The 19,565-nt window shown below is 43.8% G+C and carries 15 protein-coding genes; 10 read left to right on the forward strand and 5 right to left on the reverse strand.

Going from position 1 to position 19,565, the window contains the following annotated elements; all coding sequences use genetic code 11:
- Nucleotides 1–2 precede the first annotated feature (2 nt).
- Nucleotides 3–1,082, reverse strand: a complete 1,080-nt coding sequence (locus H1230_RS02035) for an ATP-binding protein (protein WP_239714002.1) — start codon at nucleotides 1,080–1,082, stop codon at nucleotides 3–5.
- 183 nt (nucleotides 1,083–1,265) lie between these two features.
- Here H1230_RS02035 and H1230_RS02040 point away from each other — a divergent pair, with 183 nt between their 5' ends.
- The 3 genes from H1230_RS02040 to H1230_RS02050 all read left to right on the forward strand — a co-directional run bounded on the left by H1230_RS02040 (nucleotide 1,266) and on the right by H1230_RS02050 (nucleotide 5,025).
- Nucleotides 1,266–2,504 (forward strand): ATP-binding protein, encoded by a 1,239-nt coding sequence (locus H1230_RS02040; RefSeq protein ID WP_239714003.1) that lies wholly within the window; start codon nucleotides 1,266–1,268, stop codon nucleotides 2,502–2,504.
- 156 nt (nucleotides 2,505–2,660) lie between these two features.
- Nucleotides 2,661–3,698: a sugar phosphate nucleotidyltransferase gene (locus H1230_RS02045; protein ID WP_239714004.1), complete on the forward strand. Its 1,038-nt coding sequence runs from the start codon at nucleotides 2,661–2,663 to the stop codon at nucleotides 3,696–3,698.
- Between the two features lie 118 nt (nucleotides 3,699–3,816).
- Nucleotides 3,817–5,025 (forward strand): glycosyltransferase family 8 protein, encoded by a 1,209-nt coding sequence (locus H1230_RS02050; protein WP_239714005.1) that lies wholly within the window; start codon nucleotides 3,817–3,819, stop codon nucleotides 5,023–5,025.
- Nucleotides 5,026–5,146: 121 nt separating this feature from the next.
- On the opposite strand, the gene H1230_RS31505 is transcribed toward H1230_RS02050, so the two are convergent.
- A complete protein-coding gene (locus H1230_RS31505; RefSeq protein WP_345773428.1) occupies nucleotides 5,147–8,467 on the reverse strand; it encodes an S-layer homology domain-containing protein in 3,321 nt (1,106 codons plus the stop codon).
- Between the two features lie 236 nt (nucleotides 8,468–8,703).
- Here H1230_RS31505 and H1230_RS02065 point away from each other — a divergent pair, with 236 nt between their 5' ends.
- The 3 genes from H1230_RS02065 (at nucleotide 8,704) to H1230_RS02075 (ending at nucleotide 13,646) form a co-directional block, all read left to right on the forward strand.
- Nucleotides 8,704–11,028, forward strand: a complete 2,325-nt coding sequence (locus H1230_RS02065; RefSeq protein ID WP_239714006.1) for a helix-turn-helix domain-containing protein — start codon at nucleotides 8,704–8,706, stop codon at nucleotides 11,026–11,028.
- 47 nt (nucleotides 11,029–11,075) lie between these two features.
- Nucleotides 11,076–12,677 (forward strand): extracellular solute-binding protein, encoded by a 1,602-nt coding sequence (locus H1230_RS02070; protein WP_239714007.1) that lies wholly within the window; start codon nucleotides 11,076–11,078, stop codon nucleotides 12,675–12,677.
- Nucleotides 12,678–12,770: 93 nt separating this feature from the next.
- Entirely contained in the window at nucleotides 12,771–13,646 is an 876-nt protein-coding gene (locus H1230_RS02075) for an SMI1/KNR4 family protein (RefSeq protein WP_239717026.1), read from the forward strand.
- Between the two features lie 50 nt (nucleotides 13,647–13,696).
- On the opposite strand, the gene H1230_RS02080 is transcribed toward H1230_RS02075, so the two are convergent.
- Together H1230_RS02080 and infC are read right to left on the reverse strand one after the other, a co-directional pair.
- Nucleotides 13,697–14,140: a hypothetical protein gene (locus H1230_RS02080; protein ID WP_239714008.1), complete on the reverse strand. Its 444-nt coding sequence runs from the start codon at nucleotides 14,138–14,140 to the stop codon at nucleotides 13,697–13,699.
- A 294-nt stretch (nucleotides 14,141–14,434) separates the two neighbouring features.
- Nucleotides 14,435–14,947 (reverse strand): translation initiation factor IF-3, encoded by a 513-nt coding sequence (gene infC / locus H1230_RS02085; RefSeq protein WP_239714009.1) that lies wholly within the window; start codon nucleotides 14,945–14,947, stop codon nucleotides 14,435–14,437.
- Between the two features lie 198 nt (nucleotides 14,948–15,145).
- Between infC and H1230_RS02090 the strand changes: the two genes are divergently transcribed.
- The 4 genes from H1230_RS02090 (at nucleotide 15,146) to H1230_RS02105 (ending at nucleotide 18,458) form a co-directional block, all read left to right on the forward strand.
- Nucleotides 15,146–15,841 carry a response regulator transcription factor gene (locus H1230_RS02090; protein ID WP_239714010.1) on the forward strand — a complete coding sequence of 232 codons (696 nt, stop codon included), beginning with the start codon at nucleotides 15,146–15,148 and terminating at the stop codon, nucleotides 15,839–15,841.
- A 10-nt stretch (nucleotides 15,842–15,851) separates the two neighbouring features.
- Nucleotides 15,852–16,949 carry a HAMP domain-containing sensor histidine kinase gene (locus H1230_RS02095; RefSeq protein WP_239717028.1) on the forward strand — a complete coding sequence of 366 codons (1,098 nt, stop codon included), beginning with the start codon at nucleotides 15,852–15,854 and terminating at the stop codon, nucleotides 16,947–16,949.
- 83 nt (nucleotides 16,950–17,032) lie between these two features.
- The gene (locus tag H1230_RS02100) at nucleotides 17,033–17,896 is read left to right on the forward strand and encodes a M15 family metallopeptidase (RefSeq protein WP_239714011.1); all 864 of its coding nucleotides are present in this window, start codon (nucleotides 17,033–17,035) and stop codon (nucleotides 17,894–17,896) included.
- A gap of 28 nt (nucleotides 17,897–17,924) precedes the next feature.
- Complete coding sequence (locus tag H1230_RS02105) at nucleotides 17,925–18,458, forward strand: VanZ family protein (protein WP_239714012.1); 534 nt, start codon at nucleotides 17,925–17,927, stop codon at nucleotides 18,456–18,458.
- Between the two features lie 31 nt (nucleotides 18,459–18,489).
- On the opposite strand, the gene H1230_RS02110 is transcribed toward H1230_RS02105, so the two are convergent.
- Nucleotides 18,490–19,428, reverse strand: a complete 939-nt coding sequence (locus H1230_RS02110; RefSeq protein ID WP_345773429.1) for a stalk domain-containing protein — start codon at nucleotides 19,426–19,428, stop codon at nucleotides 18,490–18,492.
- Between the last annotated feature and the right edge of the window lie 137 nt (nucleotides 19,429–19,565).

Raw genomic sequence — 19,565 nt, forward strand, 5'->3', positions numbered from 1 at the left:
GTTTAGTCATGAATATGGATGGAGAGACTTGGATAAGCCGTTAACAGTTCATTTTTACGTAGATCCAGTTTAGTACGGTCAAAACCTACTCCAAACAAATCTGCATCCGGCTTGAAAGTAACACTTGTTCCAGTCTCAATCGATATGCCAACGGTCATTAATCCAGATTGCGGGATACCCTGTCTGTACTCTTGACGATAAACTTTCCCATCACGACGAATCTCAACAGTCAGCTTTTGGGAAAGGGCATTAACTACTGCAATGCTAATCCCTTTCTCGGCCCCTGGAACTTGGAATTGAGCACTGCTGCTAAACCGATTGATATCGGTCAAAATGGATTGAACAAGTGCCTCAACAGGAATGCCTCTGCCATTATCAGTTACGGTCACACTCCCATCATCGTGCAGGAACAGGTCAATCTCACTACAAAACCCCGCTTGGTGCTCAAGTATTGAATTCTCAACAACCGCCCAAAGCAAGTGGTGGACATCGAAATCTTGTGATGTTCCGAAATAAACCCCCGCGTTATTCCTTGTTTCCATCATGTCCATATAATCACTTGTATCTAGTAAGTCACTGACCGCAGCTAATAGCAGAAGAAAAGGGAGGCATCGATGCATGGGGAATCCATATCGTCCTCCAGGTTCTTGCACTAATAAATTGGCTCCGATCAATGCCTTGAGATGGTGATAAAGCTGACCCGTTGTACCCATGTTTAAGCGGTCAACAAGCTCGGCCCCTGTAAGAGGTTCATTAAGAACAGTCCTTAAAATGTCTAAACGTTGCTTATTTCCTAGTGCAGCTAGAACTTTTGCCACTTTCTCACTATTCAATCCAAGCAATTCTTGCATGCGACGTTCTTGGGGTGCCCATCTTAGCCCTTGTCCGTTTAGCTGAACGTTACCGGAATAGAAAACAGAACTTGAGTCAGGGTCCTTCATAACGGAGTCTTCGTAAATAGGATCTGCAAGGTTCAGATTTGCTGCGGGTTTTCGTTCCAAAACAATATGCTGGACTAGTTGATGAAGCTCGGCCATTTGTTTCTTTAGTTCGTCAATCTCATTACTTAAATCACGGCTCATAAAATGAAACCACCAACCTTTCCCATTACGCATTATTTCATTACGTAATTATTATATTTCGTAATTATTTAAAGTCAACAGGTTTAACTTTACATATAATATCAGATTAGCGTAATGTCTATACTAAAGCCCAAAACCTGACATGAATCTTCATTTGTTATAGAGGCGAAAGGAAAATGTCCCTTGATTGAAACGTTACTCTTGAACTTTTTGTTTTTACTGTTTCCAGTTCTAATCGTGCTAATTTTCTTTGAAAATAGACCCTTTTCTTATAATAGAAAGATTCTTGTTTTGCTCTCTGTAGTGACAATGATTCTATGTATAGCCAAGCCCATTACATTGGAAATTGGATTTATTTTTGATTTGAGATATGTCCCGTTTATTATCGTGGCTCTATTTGGCGGCTATAAGAATGTAGTTCCGTTATATTTAATATTAAATATCTACCGTTTCTATTTGGGTGGAGATGGAACCATCCACTCCTTTCTTTTTTCAACAGCTGTATTCATTCTGGTACCCCTATATAGTAAAAGGTTCTTAAAGCTAAATTCTAAAAACCGAATTATAGGGGCAACTGTTATTTCTTTTCTTACGATGGGAGTCTACCTAATTATTCTAAGTAGGATTATGGGTTCCTTAGATAGACAATTCTGGCTGCTCACGTTTGATGCCTTAACGACTTATGTTGGGGTGACAAGTATCATTATGATTTTATTAGAGCAGATCATTACCAACGTCAAGAATCGTGACCGAATTTTACAATCGGAAAGATTAAATGTCGTCAGTGAGCTAGCAGCTAGTGTGTCACACGAAATAAGAAATCCACTAACCGTCACCAGCGGTTTTCTGCAGCTTTTATCTAAATCAAAGAATATAACGTCCGAAGAAAAAGGATATGTAGAATTATCTTTGCAGGAACTTAATCGAGCAGAAAAAATAGTCAGCGATTATCTTTTGTTTGCTAAGCCGCAAGCCGAGAATAGGGTGTATTCCGATATGAGAGTAGAGTCAGAGTATACCAAAAATATCATCATGCCCTATGCCGCCATACATAAAGTAGAAGTTATATTTAGTTTCAATAACTCGTTAAATAAGAACTATGATCGAAACCAACTCCAGCAATGTTTAATTAATTTATATAAAAATGGGATTGAAGCGATGAAAGAAAAGGATGGCGGTACTCTATTCATTGATATATCAGAAAGTAAGCAGAATATTATTATTAGCATTCGAGACACTGGAATTGGGATGACAAAGGAAGAAATATCACGTCTAGGCAAGCCATACTATTCTACCAAAGAAGATGGAACCGGTCTTGGCATGCTCATGGCCTACAGTACAATTCATAAAGTAAAAGGGAACATTGAAGTCACTAGTGAAAAAGGCAAAGGTACCACCGTCCTTATCACAATCCCTACTTAAATATAAATTGAGCCTATACTTCCCGGATCATAGTTTAATAGGTCATTGCTGCTTAATATATACCCAAACTCTCTGATAGCTTGTGCATAAAATATATAGAGCTCATTTGCACTGAGTTCCGAAGATTGCTGATTTTATGAGTAGGGGGGTGTGTTTATGAAAGGATTAATCTTATGTGCCGGCCGAGGAACAAGACTGCAGCCTTCGACGTATACCAAACCAAAGTGTATGCTGCCCGTTAACGGGGAGTATATTATTGTCTCCATCATTAATAAACTTGTGGCGGCCGGAATTACCGATATTGGTATTGTAGTCAACGCTTCGCAAGGAGAGATCCAGGAAACGATTGGAGCTGGGGAGCGGTGGAACGCTTCTTTAACCTTTCTGCTGCAACAAGAAGCTAAAGGACTGGCGGATGCAGTCAAAAGTGCAAAGACTTTTATGGCGGATTCCCCCTTTGTATTGATGCTTGGCGATAATTTGTATGAGGGTGAACTCGAACCGTTGATTGAATCATTGGAGGCAGAACAATCTGCGGCTTCGATACTGCTGCAGCGAGTCAAGGACCCCCGTCAATTTGGTGTTGCTGTTATCGAAGGTGGGCAAATGGTCAGTCTGGAAGAGAAACCACGCAATCCCAAATCGGATTTGGCTATTGTTGGCGTGTATGCTCTGACTGCAGCAATCTGGTCGATCATTGAGAGACTCACGCCTTCCCCGCGCGGAGAATACGAGTTAACAGATGCTATTCAAATGTTAATTTCAGAGGGCGGGCATGTTGCGTACAGCGTAACGACAGCGCCATTTTTTGATATCGGGACCCATGAACGCTGGCTAGAAGCGAATCGCTACAAGATGGATCATGATCCCAAGAATTTTGCGATGCCTTCCGGCCTTAACTCTGTGCAGTGCATCCCTCCGGTTAGGGTTGATCTCACCGCTCGCGTAACGAACAGTGTAATTGGACCTCATGTGTATATTGGTCCAAATAGTATTGTCGAAGATTGCATTCTAACCAATAGTATTTTGACGGATCAGGTACGGTTGTCCCATATTCATGCAGAGGGAAGTGTATTTGGCTCACATGTTTATCTAGCTGAGCAAGAAATTCAGGAGCTACCTGCCCGTCATATCCTGGGTGATCGTGCGACAGTTACCAGAATCAATCCTGATTTGCCGAACGATTCAAAATAAAATGGAGGCCTACTGGGGAATAGTCCAATCCAGTCACTGGGTTAAACATACACTTAAAGTGTCTAATGCATCAGACGGCTATGCAAAAGAATACTTTAAGGGTAGGTGAATTTCGAGAATGATTGAGCTGGTCTTGACGATCAATGATAAAGACGGGAGCTATACGGAGCACGCTGGTGTTGTCCTTGCATCAATCTTTTCCAATACCCAGCAAATGATCAATGTGCACATTGTGCATGACGATTCCTTAAGTGAGGAGAACAAGTCAAAGCTCACTCAGCTGGTGGATGTATTTCATCACAATATCTTTTTTTATCATGTTACAGTTCCTGGGGATATGCAAGAAGTTGCAGCTGGCGTGTATAAAATTGACTATTGGACAATGGCTAGCATGTACCGGCTGTTGCTCCCAATATTTATTCAAGCGGAGAGAGTTATTTATCTGGACTGCGACATCTTGGTCAATATGGATATTAACGAATTGTGGAACATCGACCTGGGAGATCGTTATTTGGGTGCAGTATTGGATCAAGGCCAAAATTTGCTGGAGTACTTTATCTCACTTGGGCTAAGTGCGGAGTTGTATTTTAACTCAGGGGTTATTCTGTTTCAACTGGACAATATCCGTAAGAAAGAGAACTGGTACGGAGAAATGCTCAATTTCTTGCGTAATTATCCAATAATGACTATGCCGGATCAGGATGTTCTGAATGCTGTTTTTAGCTCCAACTATTTGCAAATGGATCAGCGATTTAATACGTTCGCTCATCACGAACTCGATTTAGAGAATAAAATTATTCATTTCGCCGGAGATAGCAAATGGTGGGATGTAGATTCACCCCATGTACCGCTGTACAATAATTATCTGGCCATGACCCCATGGACTAAAGGACTTGCAGCACCAGAGCCAGTGTCTGAACCGGAGCAAACCCTCAGTCTGCCTGAGCCGCCTGCTCCAGAAATTCAGCCTCCAGAAATACAGCTTCCGGAAACTCCGGTTCTTGAAATCCCAGCCCCTGAAGTGGCAGCCCCAGTCCCAGTACCAGCCCCAGAGAACGTTCCCGTAAAGCCGCACAGACGGAGACGTCGTAGATCATTGCGACTACGGTTGCGGTTAATAAGACTTAGATTGAGAAGAAAAAGAATGATCCGCGCCAAATACCGTTCTATCAAGCGCGTGAAACTGATCAAGCGTCGACAGATGAAGAAGAAAAGAGTACTGCGTTCCACAAAGAAGAAACTGCATCCAGTCCGAAGAAAGCACAAACATATGATGAAAAAGGGACTCTCTAAAAGAGGCACATCCCATTTGAAGCGTACCTCATAAAGGTTAATAAGAGCAGAAAAATAGGCGTTTCCATTCGATTTATGAAATGGAAACGCCTATTTTTAAAAAAAAGATATTATAAAAACGATAAGTTTATCAGTGGTCTCTAGGGGTTATTTAGTCAACTCTTGTAGTAGCACCGATAGAATTTTAGCTGCTTCAGCCCTTGTTGCCCCCCTTGTGGGTCAAACTGGCTAGCGCCCTTACCGGAAATGATTCCTGCTTGTTGAAGTGTTATTACCGCATCCGCTGCCCATGTGCTGATGTGGTTACTATCATTAAAGCCTACAGCACTAACATCCTCAGGCAGTGTATAACCCGCAAGATCAGCAACCCTTACAATCATCACGCATATTTCCTCGCGGCTGATCGAAGCGTTCGGATTGAAATGATTGTTTCCTGCTCCATAGACGATATTATTAGCTGCAGCCCATGAAACGTATGGCATGTACCAGTCAGTAGTTTTTATGTCTGCAAATGCTGAGGTCGTATACTCTGAGACATCTGCATTTGCAATTCCTGCCAGCATTTTTGCGAATTCTGCTCTTGTCACACCCGTATCAGGCGAGAACTTGTTGTCGCCTTTTCCGGATATAAGGCTGTGCGCTGCCAGGTAAGTGATATAACTGCTGCCCCAGTGACTGGCAGTGTCACTAAAGCTGACCCTTTTATAGCCTACGGCGTATTGACTAAGGTGATTGGTAACCAGGGAAACCATTCCTGTATCCTGGTTATAACCCGACTTAGTGATTGCATTTGGCTTTCCACTCTTGTCAATGTAGTAGGCGGCAATGGCGTTTTTGTCTTCACCTTGAGCCAGTGTGTATGGAATGCCGATCTTGAGGCTGCCGCCTCCAAAGCTTGTTAGGTTTGAATTTCCTGACTCGATAGTATACTCCAGCACAGGCCTTGTGCCTACCAGAGTGTTTGCTTCAGAAGATAAAGTAGCTGCATCGGCTAGTGCCATCCCAATACGAAGATTGTCACCCACAGCCTGCTTCAGCGAACCAAATACGGTTTGGGTAAAGTTCATGCTTCCGAATTGCGTAACAAGCTCTACTGTAGCCGCTTTGCTCTCAAACAGCTTGCTAAGGGCAGCTTTGGAGAGGGTTATTCCCACTGCCTTTGCCTTTTCTACGGATTCGACTTTAAGTTCCACGACCGTGTTCTTTGCTGCCGACGAATGAACCTTATCCAGCAAGTCGTTGATCTGTGAATCCTGGATGACTGCTTCTGCTGTACCGCTAGAGTCAACAGTTGCCGTTACCGATAGGCTTTGTTTCTGCCCGTTAGCAGGCAATGGTTCGGTTGTTGGTTTCGCACTGGCAGCAGGTGTTGCGGATGCGGAAGGACCTGGATTACTACTGCCCGTAGTGGGTTGAGTTATTGTATTGGAGGCAGTGGTCAAGGACATTAGTAACGGACTGCTAGAGTTCCCTGCAACATCATACGCTACCACTGAGAAAGGGTAGGATGTGTCTTTGGTGAGTCCGGTCACGTTGTAAGAATAAGTCGTGCCTGTTACCGTATTTAGTAACGTGCTGCCTTGATATACCTTATAGCTGACCACCCCTATGTTGTCTGTAGCCACCGGCCAGTTCAAGGTAAGACTATTTTGGACAATATTCGAACCTGTCAGGCTGGCCTTTGTTGGCCAGATTGGCGTAGTCATATCTACTACTAACTGGATACTATCGGACGTATAGATAACCTTTACTTTGTATGAGTCAGGCAAACCCACAGTCTCAACGGATGAAAATTGTCCATTCCGTTGATCCTTGCCGTTGGTGATGAGTGTGGTGATGCCTTCAGGTACATAATGATCCGAGAAATTCAGAAGTAATGTCCCGTTGGCGTTTACTGCACCCTTAATATCGAGCAGATCCTTGTTACTGCTAAGGTTGAGCTCAAGTGTACCGTTGGCAGATTGTGTGTAATCTCCGCCAAGGGTCATCTTTCCAGAAACATTTTCAATTAGAGTACCTCCATTGTTCGCCACATTGCCACTTCCGAAAGCTGTTTCCGAATTACCCTCAAGTATGCCTTTGTTTAGCTGTGTACCTCCGGAATACGAATTGTTGCCCTGGAGCTGTAGAGTGCCTGTCCCCTCTTTGGTCAGCTTTCCAGTGCCGGAGATGTCATTCCGCCAGCGATCCAAGGCATTGAAACCACCTAGGTAAGCATCCATGGTCACCGTAACGTCATTGGTGAAAGCACCATAACCATCCGCGGCGGCATAGAGATTAAGCCGTCCCCATCCCTCAGGATCATCAAGCACAGGATAACCTGATTCAAGGCCCGTAGTGGCTAGAACCCCGCGACGTTGCGTACTATCCAGGTAAGGCAGGCGTGTTTCCAGCAGGACTTCCGCGCCTTTAGGAACCACCACGGGTGCAGTCGTTGGATTAATCGGACTGAATCCATAGGTCAACCGCTCTGTGTAGTCTGTTTTGTTCTTTGAATAATTGCTGAATCGATCTACCGCTGTACCGGTTTGCGTTAACAGTTCACTGTGAGCAGTATCATAAGCAGCTTGCTTCACAAGGCTGTTGTCTGGATCAGACAAGATTGCCGCCGACAACGCAGTTGCCATGACACGTCCGCCCATGACATCCAGCGGTGAATGCATACCGGCAACAATACGGTTGTTGCCGATTTCCGAAGCTCGCGTAAGCAGCTCCTGGTAACGCTCGGGTATGGCATAGGCCATCGCAATAGCGCTGAGATAGGCAGCATTGGTATGACCGCTGGGAAATCCTCCATCTGAGGTCGGGTTAGTGCTGATTGCAGGAACAAGAGTAGGAACAATGATTGAAGGATCTGTCCAACGATACGGGCGTTTATAGCTGTAATAATTTTTGGCTGGGGTCGTTGAAGAATAATTGCCGCGTAAAACCTTTACTAAGCTCACAATTTTACCAAGAGTGGAATTCGTGTCGCCTGCATCGGTTCCTCCGTCATCATATTTTTTAGTGGTGGCATCAGCTGGGATTTCGTTGATCGTTGTTGTCGCTCCTGCGTTCGTTCGATAGACATCAGTAAGTGAACCTAGGCCATCGATGACGCTGTAACTTTGTTTTCTCCGATCATCGAAATAGGCCGCATCTGCCTCACTGGATGTTCGACTGGCCGCGATATCAACCACTTTTTGAATGTTGGCATTCAGCACGCCGCTGTTTAATTTGGTGCCTGTATCCCAGGTAGCGCCGGGAGTCCAAAGCTGATTAAATCCGGAAAGGATCCCAATGGTCGGATTGGAGTAGACTGCCATATTAACGGTGGAGTTATTCTTGTAATTATCTACAAAGTACCCCCAAGAGGGCGGTGCGGTGGGAGTCACGGTTGAGGGCACGGATGTCGCACTTGCATAACTCCCACTTACGGAACTTAGAAGTAATGACAGACCTAAAGTAAGTGATAAATGCTTTTTTCTTAATTTCATATTCAAATCGTATCCACTCCTGTAGTTTTTGTATTTGGTGCGGCTTTAACTTAGCATTTGGGTGTAAGGAGCTTCAATATAACAATTTCCCTATTCTATAGAATTAGTATCTTCTTCAGTGCTGTGGCCTTCCGATTGAATTGATTTGTAAATTAGGATTACGCTCCGTGTTAAATTTCAGTTAAGCCTCAAAGCAGGCTATATATGTGTAGTATAATTCGAGCGGGGAGGCGATTATGAAACATTCAAAGTCTGTTTTGGCCAATCTGGCTATCTCTTATTTGACCATCGTTATTGTGATTGTTCTGTTTCTCTGCTCCGTCTTCTACCTGTATTTCCCTAGAAATTACAAAGAAGAAATAAGAAATAAGAATCAAATTATACTAGAGAATGCCGCCAACTATATCGAATCGGCTGTTTTTCAGAGAGTGCAACAAATCTATCTCGATCTTTCTCTGGAGAACTCCGTCAACATCGATTTATATACGAAAGAGACCCTTCAGGGAAATCATAGCAGGATCATAGATATTCAGGATTTGCTGAAGAAGGAAGTCACCAATAACTCGGATATTGTCTATGCTGTCCATTTATTTTATCCATTGCAGAAAGTTCTGATTTCGTCTGTCTATGGGTTGAAATACTATGATGAGGCAAGCAAGGACACCTTCGCGACCATGGACTGGATCGATAAGATGCAGGGGAATGATACAGGTTTTGTGTGGAACGAAGTACGTATGGTGCCTCAGGATATAAATACCAATGTGTCCAGCAATAATAGCATGAACCCGCTGATCTCCTATGCCCATAGCTTTCCGTTTAACTCCACCGGTGAACAAAGCAAGCTTATTATTGCCATTGATATAAAGGAAGCCGCCGTCAGTGAAATTATCCGGAACGTGATGCCTTCCGACTATGCCAACACTTTTATTATAGGGGAAAGCGGGCAGATTATTTCAGCAGCGGATGATAGGATACTTGGCAGCAGAACGGATAACAACGCCTATATAACTAAAATTCTCTCATCCAATACGGCAGCCGATAGCTTCACGGACACGATTAACCAAATCCCTTCTGTAGTTTCCTATCATAATTTCACAACCAATAAATGGAAAATATATAATGTAACCTCTACAGATGACTACTATAGCAAATCTATACTCTTGCAGAAGGTAGTGCTGCTAATCTGTCTGCTGACGATCATTATGGGCATTATCCTGTCGGGTATGTTCACGATCGCCATTTATAATCCATTACAACGTTTGATGAGCAGAATCAAAGGTTTATTCGACACCGTACCCGATGCCGAGCGGAATGAATATACCTTAATTGGTACAGCCTTCAATACACTGACCCATAAGGTGAGTAGTCTGGAGGAAACCCTGCAGGCCAACAATCCGGTAATCAAGCACAATGTTGTGCTTAACATGCTCAGGAACAGCTACAGTTCTGAAGAATTGGCAGAACAACTGTACTCCCTTCATATATCGATGGAGTATGCAAATTTCTGCTGTATGGTGATCGATCCGGTTAGTAAAGGCATTGAACCACTCAGTCCCAAATCCAGCCAGTATGTCATCTATCGTCTGATCAATCAATTGGAGGCCATCGATTTTCATGAAAGTCAACTCATTGCTGAAGAGCTGCCGGATAGAAAAATAGCTGTAATCGTATGTACGAATCATCTAGAGGAAGGGCTGCTTGAGCAGCTTTCCAGGTTTATCTATTCAGAAGTGAACCCGGGTGTTGACCAATATTGCCAATTAGCCGTGGGTCAGTGGGTGCAACAATTTGTGGATGTGCACAGAAGCTTTGCTGAAGCTCAGCAGCTTATTAAATATGCTTACTTCCTGCCGGAGATCGCAATGATACAAGATCTAACCCTGTTGAACCGGGAACACAGTAATAATGAAATTCCACAAGCTTTTCTCCTGAAATTTAAAGAAAAGCTGCAGGCCAGAAATATAGATGAAGTTACTGCTGCAATAGACCATCTAATTGTTCATCTGCGGGAAGGCATGTATTCGGCAGATTACTGCCATATTATCTTATTGAATATGGTATCTATGTACTCGGAGGGTTTAAAAAGTGTGCAGTATAAGCCATCTGGTTCCCTCAAACTGGATGTATACAAGCAGCATGCCTTCATCCAGAACATCGTTGGTTTTCGGGAGTGGCTGGTGAATTCCATTGCAGCATTTTACATCTATATGGAGCAGCGGAGTGAAGAGAGAAATGTTGAAAGTATTGAGACGGTTAAGGAATATATCAGCAAACATCTCTCCGAGGAGCTTTCTCTGGACATTGTTGCCGGTAATGTCTTCATAAGCCCCAAATATCTCAGCAAGATATTCAAGGAAGAAACAGGAATAAACTATATCGATTATGTAACGGACAAAAGGATGGAAAAAGCGCTGGAACTTATGGCAAGCACCGATATGACGGTAGAACAAATTGCCAATACTGTTGGATACGGCTCATCTGCCTATTTCATCAAAAAGTTTAAGGGAATCAATGGATGTACACCAAAAGATTATACGCGGAACTTAATTAAGCAGGCCTAGTTGTTCTGATCAATCTTTATGAAAATATCGAGGGGGAGGTTGATATTATGAAAATGAGAATTGTACTTTCACTCTTCCTAGCGTTAGTATTCCTCCTCATCATAGGTATTAGCCCCTGGGCATGGGGGACTCGACAAGAGAATCCTGCTCCTGCTGCAGATATACAGTATCACATCTCTTGGACCATGCATCAGAACGAGCCTGTTCCCGAGAATGCAGAAATGCTTCAATACATAGAGAATAAATTTAAAGTGGATATGGATATATGGAATCTCCAAAATAATCAATATGAGGCGCTCTTGAATCTCCGGCTTGCTCAAGGCGAGATTCCGGACCTCTTTAGGATAAGGCAGCCACAAGATCTCTTGAAGTACCAGGCACAGGGTGTCCTTGCCGAGATTCCAAAGGCTATTTTAACAAAATATGCACCGAACATTATCGACACTATAAATACAAACGCTCCCGGGTATTTGGAATATGGGAAAATCGACGGAAAATATTACGGAATCCCTGTGGTTAGCCCGACTAATATCTATAGAACACCTGTAGTATACAGGAAGGACTGGCTTGATAAACTGGGTCTAGAAGCCCCGAAGACTTTAGCTGAGTTTGAGCGTGTAATGTATGATTTCACCAATAAAGATCCGGATGGAAACGGACAGAAGGATACCTACGGCCTTTCAAGTGAAGGTCTGAATGTGGTTTTCGGAGCCTTTGGACAGATTGTCTTTGCCGAACAGCTGTACTTTGGAGTGAAGGATCACAATCTGGTCATCGGTGCGCTGGAGCCTGAGATGAAGGAAGCGCTCAAGGTTCTGCAACGGTGGTATAAGGATGGCGTTATCGACCCGGAGTTCATAACTGGAGAAAATAAAGGAGGCTACAAGCATCTGTCCCATGCTTTTATCAACGGGAGAATAGGAATGACCTCTATGGGCAACTACTACCACTGGATTCAGGCTGGCGATTACCAGGTTATCAATGAAAAAGGTGAAGAGGTCCCCGTAGAAGCCGCGTTTAATGCGTACGAGCTTTCGACCAAAAATAAAAATGCGAAAATTATATTTGGACAACCTGTTACCGGACCCCAAGGAAAAAGCGGATCTAAAGCGTATAATATGCTGACGAACTTTATAGCAATCGGTGCCGATGCGGCAAAAGAGCCGGGAAAGATAGCAAAAATTCTGCAAATTCTTGACTACGTCAGCGCAAATCCGGATCCCGATGAATACACATCAATGATCTACGGGGTCGAAGGGAAGCATTGGAAATGGGCGGGGAAGTCTACCGACGAAGCAGTTATACTTACCCCATATAATACAATGTTTAACTACACTAATCTTATCGGCTCCAATATTGGGATGACCGTTCCCCGCAAGTCTTTAGCCCGCCGGGAACAATGGGCTTCAACGCTGAATCTGGATACTAATGGCATCTACAATAGCATGGAGGTTTCGACACCTTCTTTAATGAAGAACAGCTCAGCACTTATAACAATGAAGAACAAGGCTTATATTTCTATAATAACAGGGGACTTGCCTGTAGATTACTTTGATACTTTCGTAAAGGAGTTTATGGCAGCAGGTGGAGAGCAGGTATTAAAAGAGGCAAATGACTGGTACCAGCATATCTCCTTGGAGAATCGGTAGGAAATTGGCCAAAGCGTTGTTCGCTTGGCTTAGGTTGGAAATGGTATAATTTCTATTAGGTATTAGAGTTAGCGTATTAAGGAGGCAGAAATGATGAGTGATGATCTTATGGAACAACTGGATTTGTGGCATGAAGAAGATGAATTTCAAGAAATCGTAGATGCAATAATGGAGATTCCTCCGGAGGACAGAGATTATGTACTGATTAGTCATTTGGGTAGAGCGCTCAATAATCTCGGGAATTACGAAGAGGCACTTCAACAGTTTATGACAATTGCAGAAGAAGGCAAGGAGGATCCGCTTTGGCATTACCGAGTTGGGGTTTCCTATTATTATCTGGAGCAATATGATGAAGCCTTAAGAGAATTTAAAATCGCAGATGAAATGGACCCCGAAGATGAGGATACCTTGGAGTTTCTGGAATGGATTCGGCGTAAAACCGCTAAGAGAACTACAAAGAAACCTGCTAAAGAATCTTTGGGAGCGTTCGATTTCTCCAACTTTTGGGATGACAGCGAGAATGCGTTACAGGAATATGTTTCTGAGCCGCCTACAGCTGCGCTGATCGAGTCCGTGGAAGAAGAACTGGTCTTCAAATTGCCGGCTTTCTATGTGGCTATGATGAAGTTACATAATGGGGGTATTCCTCAAAACACAGCTTACCCTACAGGTGGAGAAGATTATATTACGATTTCAGGTATCCGGGGAATAGGTCGAGACAAGAAAAATTCGCTGTGCGGAGCTTCGGGCAGCCGGGTTGTGATTGAAACGGGGGGTTATCCTGAAATTGGTGTGGTTATTTGTGATTGTTCTTCTGCAGGTCATGGTGTAGTGATGCTGGATTACCGATCATCTGGAAATGACGGCGAACCTGAGGTTGTTTATGTAGATCAAGGGAAGAATCACAAGATTACAAAGTTGGCAAAAAACTATGAGACCTTTATTCGCGGACTGGTGAATAAGGCTTAATAAACGAGCTCGAATCCTTAAGTACTAAGGGTCCGAGCTTTTTCATTCCTTCACCTTCGGCTGACATATTTTTTGAAGTTTTTCACCTTGAGAACGCTGACATTCTTGGTTAGGAGTTTCTTGTCGCTAACGATCCACGTATGATCTTTAGAGTTCTTTCTACGGATCGCCGCAAAATTGTATTGATTACCAGAATGAATTCTGAAACCATGCGCTAAGCAATCAGAGCAAAATTTGACGTACTCCCCCCTATTTTGATCTGGAAAAGAGATGTGACGGAACACATGACTTTTGACAAGAAGGGTTGCTCCCTGAACCAGGGAAACCGGCTTATTTTCCATACTCTTGTAACGGAGTAACAGTAATTCCTTGTCTTCTAGATACATATAATGGGCCCGTTTTCCAACAATATCAGCGTTAGTAGTAAGCAGGCATTGCATACTGTCAGTTAAATAGGTAGTAGAATAGTCGGAAAAGGATGAAATTGTAGCCATCTTTGAGACCTTCTCAGCGTCTACGGAGGAGAATTCCGCTGCAACCCAGCAGGTTTCCGCCGCTACAGAGGAGCAATTAGCCAGTATTAATCAGATCGTGTCCAATACGCATGAACTAAAGAATCTGGCCGAGAAGTTCCGAGAAGCCGTTAACGCTTTTCAAATCTAAGAAGATTCTAACCCAATAATTATGTCTTATATTTCTCGAAGAAGCGGGTGCCGTCCATAGAAAGGACAGCACCCGCTTCTTTTTGCATGCCGCAATAGGACAGAGCATGCAGAACAACACTCCACTCAACGCGGATTCACTTTCACCTGTGAGCCTTTGCCGCCCGACTGAATGCCAGTATCCTTTATTCCGGCTTCCTTCAGATCAGCGAGCAGCCGCTCCAACACCCCTTTGGCAGCTAGCGCTTCTTTGGTGTTGGATGCTTTCACGACTAGCTGTACCGGTTTGCCAGAGCGAAGATGCTTGTCCGCCTGGCGGAGCTTCGTATCGTAATCATGCTCCTCGATATGAGCGGTGAAGCGCAGCTCCTTGAGCTTCTCCTTGCCGCCTCCTTTAGCTTGTCCAGCACCTGTCTTGTGCATCGCCGCTTCCTTCTGTGCTGTCGCTTTTCCTTTGCCCTTGGCAACCAGGCTGCAAGGTGGAGGACTGCTCATCAGCGAGGTGCAGACCAAGTCCACGCCGACAGCTCGGGCCATAGCCAGAGCTTCTGCTCTGGAAACGATGCCGAGCTTCTCACCTTTAAGTCCGGTTAACACCACCTCGGACGCTTTAATTTGCTCATTGATTAATACTGCCACGTATACGTTGCCTCCCCTTAAAGAACATGCTGAATTTATCATATACGTAACCTGAGTGCGGTTCAATGATCACTTCAAATGTCCGGACAGCACTTTGAAGTGCACAACCTGGAATCATTTGAATCCTATCCATTCTGTATTATTACGTGTAATATTTAATATATTATTGACCATCTTTGATACAGGAGTGGAATAAGAATGAGGCGTATCACGATTCTGGTAGCAGATGATGAGGCAGAGATCGCGGATCTGGTAGCCTTGCATTTACAAAAAGAGGGGTATCACATTGTCAAAGCAGCCGATGGGAAAGCCGCTATTCAGGCTATTCAATCGCAATCGATTGATTTAGCCATTTTGGATATTATGATGCCTGAGCTGGATGGCTATGAGGTCACCCGTAAAATCCGGGAGCAGTATCATTTGCCCATCATTTTCTTGAGTGCCAAGACCTCAGATCTGGATAAAATCACAGGACTGGTGATGGGGGCAGACGATTATATGACCAAACCGTTCAATCCGATGGAATTGGTGGCTCGGGTAAATTCTCAATTGCGCCGCTCCATGTTGTTCAACCAACCTGCAGCCCTGAATAGATCTGTATTAGAAACGGGTGGATTGATTATTTCACCAGACCAGCATACGGTTACCCTATATGGTGAAGCTGTAGAGTTAACACCGAAGGAGTTTGATATCCTTTATCTGTTGGCCAGTCATTCCAAGCAAGTCTTTAGCGCCGAGAATATTTTCCAGCAGGTGTGGGGCGAAGCTTACTATGAGAGCGGCAATACGGTTATGGTGCATATCCGTACCCTGCGCAAGAAGCTTGGAGAAGACATCAATAAGAATAAATTCATCAAGACCATTTGGGGCGTGGGGTACACGTTCAATGAATAATATACGTTCAATGAATAAGAGCAATCGCAGCTTTCGGACCACAATGATTCTGCTGCTGGGCTTAAGTATGCTTTTGTCCGGTGGGATCACGTATGGGGTCTATCGAATTCTTCAACTCTATTATGTCGGTGTTCGCCGTGAAGATCAGCTGGCCGAATACCGTCATATCATGGGCAATATCGGGGATATTTATTTTTTTCTGATCCTATTCATTCCCCTGGCTATTCTTTTTTTCTTTTTGTTCACTAAGCCGTATCTTACCTATTTTAATGAAATCTCCAAGGGGATCCATCATCTGGCCAATGGTGAATTTAAGAATAGGGTGCATATTTCCTCAAGAGATGAGTTCAGAATCATTGCTGAGGATCTTAATCTGGCGAGCGAAAAGCTGCAAGAGGCCGTGGAAAAAGGGGATTTTGCCGAGAACAGCAAGGATCAGTTGGTCGTGAATTTGGCTCATGATTTACGCACCCCCCTTACTTCAGTATTGGGTTATTTAGATTTAATTCTTAAGGATGAAGGGCTGACAGAGGAGCAGATCAAACATTTTATCTCGATTGCCTTCAACAAATCTCAACGTCTGGAGAAGCTGATTGATGGCTTGTTCGATATTACTAGAATGAACTATGGCATGCTGCCTGTCGAAAAGAAGCGAATAGACGTTAGTGAGCTGCTGAGGCAATTAAATGAGGAACTGTATCCTGTGTTTGAGAAGAATCACCTGATATCCAGGCTCAATATTACGCCTAACCTATACATTTCTGGCGATGGAGAACTGCTGGCACGTGTATTCGAGAATCTACTGACCAATGCCAACCGTTATGGGAAGGATGGACTGTATGTAGATATCAATTGTCACCTGGATTCAGGGCATGTAGTGATTCAGGTCGTTAACTATGGGGGACATATTGCTCCAGAAGATTTGCCGCATATTTTCGATATGTACTATACGAGTGACCGGTCACGAACACATCAAGAGGGCAGCACGGGTCTAGGTCTATTCATTGCCCGGAATATTGTGGTGCAGCATGAGGGGACCCTTTCGGTCGAGAGTAATGTTGTGCGGACCTTGTTTGAAGTTCAACTGCCGCTGGCGTCTATCATTTAAGAAAAACTTTATCTTTGCCCTGCTTTTTTTTTAACTAGTTTTCTCTATCCTGATTGTATGAGGAGTTAAGGGGGAAATAGTTGATGAAGAAGTGGGGCTTTTTTCTATTTATTGTAGTGCTCTTGGGATATGCCATTTTTGGTGCCAAAGAATATCTTCAACAGAAACTGGAGGATTTCGATGGAAAATATGAGAATCAGGGAATGAGTATAAACAATTCCAAGACGATCGAAATTGTTCCACAGGATCAGCTGTACCAAGGGGATTTGATACTGGTCAACAAGGAGTATCCTATTCATCAGGAAGGTGTGAAATCCGACATTGTGAATGTATCAGATCATGCGGATTTGATGCAGGGATATGTACTGCTGGACCCGCATATCCGTCTGTCTACCTATGTAGTACAGAAGTTTCAGAAGATGATTGAGGCAGCAGGTAAAGAGGGTGTGAATCATTTTTTGATCAGCAGCGGGTATCGAGATTTAGAAGAACAAGATAAGCTTTATCAGGAAAAAGGTTCAGACTATGCGTTGCCAGCGGGTTATAGCGAACACAACCTTGGCTTATCGCTGGATATAGGATCTACCCAGAGTGAGATGAGTAAAGCACCTGAAGGAAGCTGGCTGCAAAAAAACGCTTGGAAATACGGATTTGTATTACGTTATCCCAAGGACAAAACCGACATCACCGGTATTCAATTTGAACCGTGGCATTTTCGTTATGTCGGGTTACCTCATAGTGCCATCATGGAGGAAAACAAGCTTGTGCTGGAGCAATATTTGGATTACATACGTGAGAACAAGAGCATTTCGACAGTTGTAGAGGGTGAAGCGTATAACATCAGTTATTATCCGCTTTCCCAAAATATCATCAAGGTACCGGAGAACGGCCAATATGAGATCTCAGGGAACAACATCGATGGTGTGATTGTGACTGTGCAGAAATAAATACATATAACAACGAGGGAGGTCAGTAATGAAGCATATGACATCATTCATGAGATTGGTTACGGCAGCAGGATTTGTGGTGTATCTGTATGTAATTATCAAGTTGATCTTATTTAAATGGGGTTCTGTTGACGTCCACGTTCTGCAGTATCAGCTTCAGATTACTCTAGAACAGCCTGATAGAATCTTTGATCGACCCGGCAACTATATTCCCTTCAAGGAAATTCTTAGAGAGATTCACCGTTTGTCTATGTCGAGTCCATTCTCGTCTACGAACCTGATAGGCAATATTCTGGCCTTTATTCCATTGGGGCTCTTCATCCCTAAACTCTTCACATCAAGAGGGGCGTCGTTCATAGGCGTATTTATTTTCTCTCTGCTTCTAAGCTTATGTTTCGAAGTGACGCAGCTTCTATTGCGGATGGGCACATTTGATGTAGATGATCTTATATTGAACACATTCGGCGGCATCATTGGTTATTGTGTCTTCAAATTGCTTATGTGGTTTATTAAACCCCAACCCCATGAAGATAAGGAAGTTGGGGTCGTGTCTTATAATTGAATTGTCATGGGTATTTAGTGCAGTGTCTGTTCTAGAATACTCTGCGGGCGGTAACGAAGCGTTTCTTCCACTGGCTGTCGAAGGTCTCCACATGCACGCCGAGTTCTTTCGAATACGTATGCAGAATCTGGTTATCTCCCGCATAGATGCCCACATGTCCAATATCCAGACCGCGTGCACTGAAGAATAATAAGTCACCTTTACGCAGCTCATCGATCCCGACTTTCTTGCCTATGTTAGCCTGATCATAGGATACACGAGGAAGTTCGATCGACAGTGTATCCTGGAACACACGCTTAACGAAAGAGGAGCAGTCAAAGGTATCTGTCTGATCTGGTGAAGCACCGAAGACATACGGTGTGCCCAGATATTTTTTGCCGTACGCAATTAGCTCGTCCGCTTGCTTCTCAATCAGAGTAGGGCTTGTGTAATCGGTATATTTCGGTTTCGCAGATATGTATCCGGTTCTATTATCCTGAGTCCGAATTTCCAGCCAGGAAGCGTCAACTTCGCGGATCACATGAACTTTGGCACCAGCAGATAACATTTCCAAGCTAACGGAGCTGCTTCCAGAGTCTGGGGAGCTTCGTAAATTAACGCCCCACAGGATGGACGTATTATAATCTACAGATGGTGAGATTTGAACCGAACGGGTACTTTGAACCCACTTCACAGTACTTCCCAGAGCCTCGCTAACGAAGCGCAGAGGGATCATAGTATAACCTTTAGTAATCTGGCCCGGCCTGGTTAGAGGTAGCTTTTGACCATTTAGATTAGCTGTGAGCTCGCCTATGTGATAAGTAAGCGTTGTATCTCCTTTAGTTGCTGTGACCGTTTTGCTTGCGTTATTCCAGGATAACTTGGCACCCTGTACTTCAAACAGTCCGCGCATAGGAACGAGTACCGTGCCATTGATATTGAGCGGCTCAACCTCTGGTTGAAGTTGTTGGCCATCCCAATAAATGGATATCTTCTAGGGAGTCAACGGAGCTTGGCGGGCCGTGTCTGCATGAGCAGAGGTAGAATATAACAGGGATACAGCCAGTAGAGAGAGAAGCAGATTTTTACTTTTCGTCATGCGTTCATCACCTTGTGGATAGATTTGGT

The sequence above is a fragment of the Paenibacillus sp. 19GGS1-52 genome, assembly GCF_022369515.1.
Classification (GTDB): domain Bacteria; phylum Bacillota; class Bacilli; order Paenibacillales; family Paenibacillaceae; genus Paenibacillus_AQ.

What these genes read in the sequence shown, in the direction of transcription:
- H1230_RS02095 (WP_239717028.1), top strand. Translation starts at nt 15,852, where the DNA reads ATGAATAAGAGCAATCGCAGCTTTCGGACCACAATGATTCTGCTGCTG.
- H1230_RS31505 (WP_345773428.1), bottom strand. Translation starts at nt 8,467, where the DNA reads ATGAAATTAAGAAAAAAGCATTTATCACTTACTTTAGGTCTGTCATTA.
- H1230_RS02070 (WP_239714007.1), top strand. Translation starts at nt 11,076, where the DNA reads ATGAAAATGAGAATTGTACTTTCACTCTTCCTAGCGTTAGTATTCCTC.
- H1230_RS02045 (WP_239714004.1), top strand. Translation starts at nt 2,661, where the DNA reads ATGAAAGGATTAATCTTATGTGCCGGCCGAGGAACAAGACTGCAGCCT.
- H1230_RS02050 (WP_239714005.1), top strand. Translation starts at nt 3,817, where the DNA reads ATGATTGAGCTGGTCTTGACGATCAATGATAAAGACGGGAGCTATACG.
- H1230_RS02080 (WP_239714008.1), bottom strand. Translation starts at nt 14,140, where the DNA reads ATGGCTACAATTTCATCCTTTTCCGACTATTCTACTACCTATTTAACT.
- H1230_RS02100 (WP_239714011.1), top strand. Translation starts at nt 17,033, where the DNA reads ATGAAGAAGTGGGGCTTTTTTCTATTTATTGTAGTGCTCTTGGGATAT.
- H1230_RS02035 (WP_239714002.1), bottom strand. Translation starts at nt 1,082, where the DNA reads ATGAGCCGTGATTTAAGTAATGAGATTGACGAACTAAAGAAACAAATG.
- H1230_RS02090 (WP_239714010.1), top strand. Translation starts at nt 15,146, where the DNA reads ATGAGGCGTATCACGATTCTGGTAGCAGATGATGAGGCAGAGATCGCG.
- H1230_RS02075 (WP_239717026.1), top strand. Translation starts at nt 12,771, where the DNA reads ATGAGTGATGATCTTATGGAACAACTGGATTTGTGGCATGAAGAAGAT.
- H1230_RS02065 (WP_239714006.1), top strand. Translation starts at nt 8,704, where the DNA reads ATGAAACATTCAAAGTCTGTTTTGGCCAATCTGGCTATCTCTTATTTG.
- H1230_RS02105 (WP_239714012.1), top strand. Translation starts at nt 17,925, where the DNA reads ATGAAGCATATGACATCATTCATGAGATTGGTTACGGCAGCAGGATTT.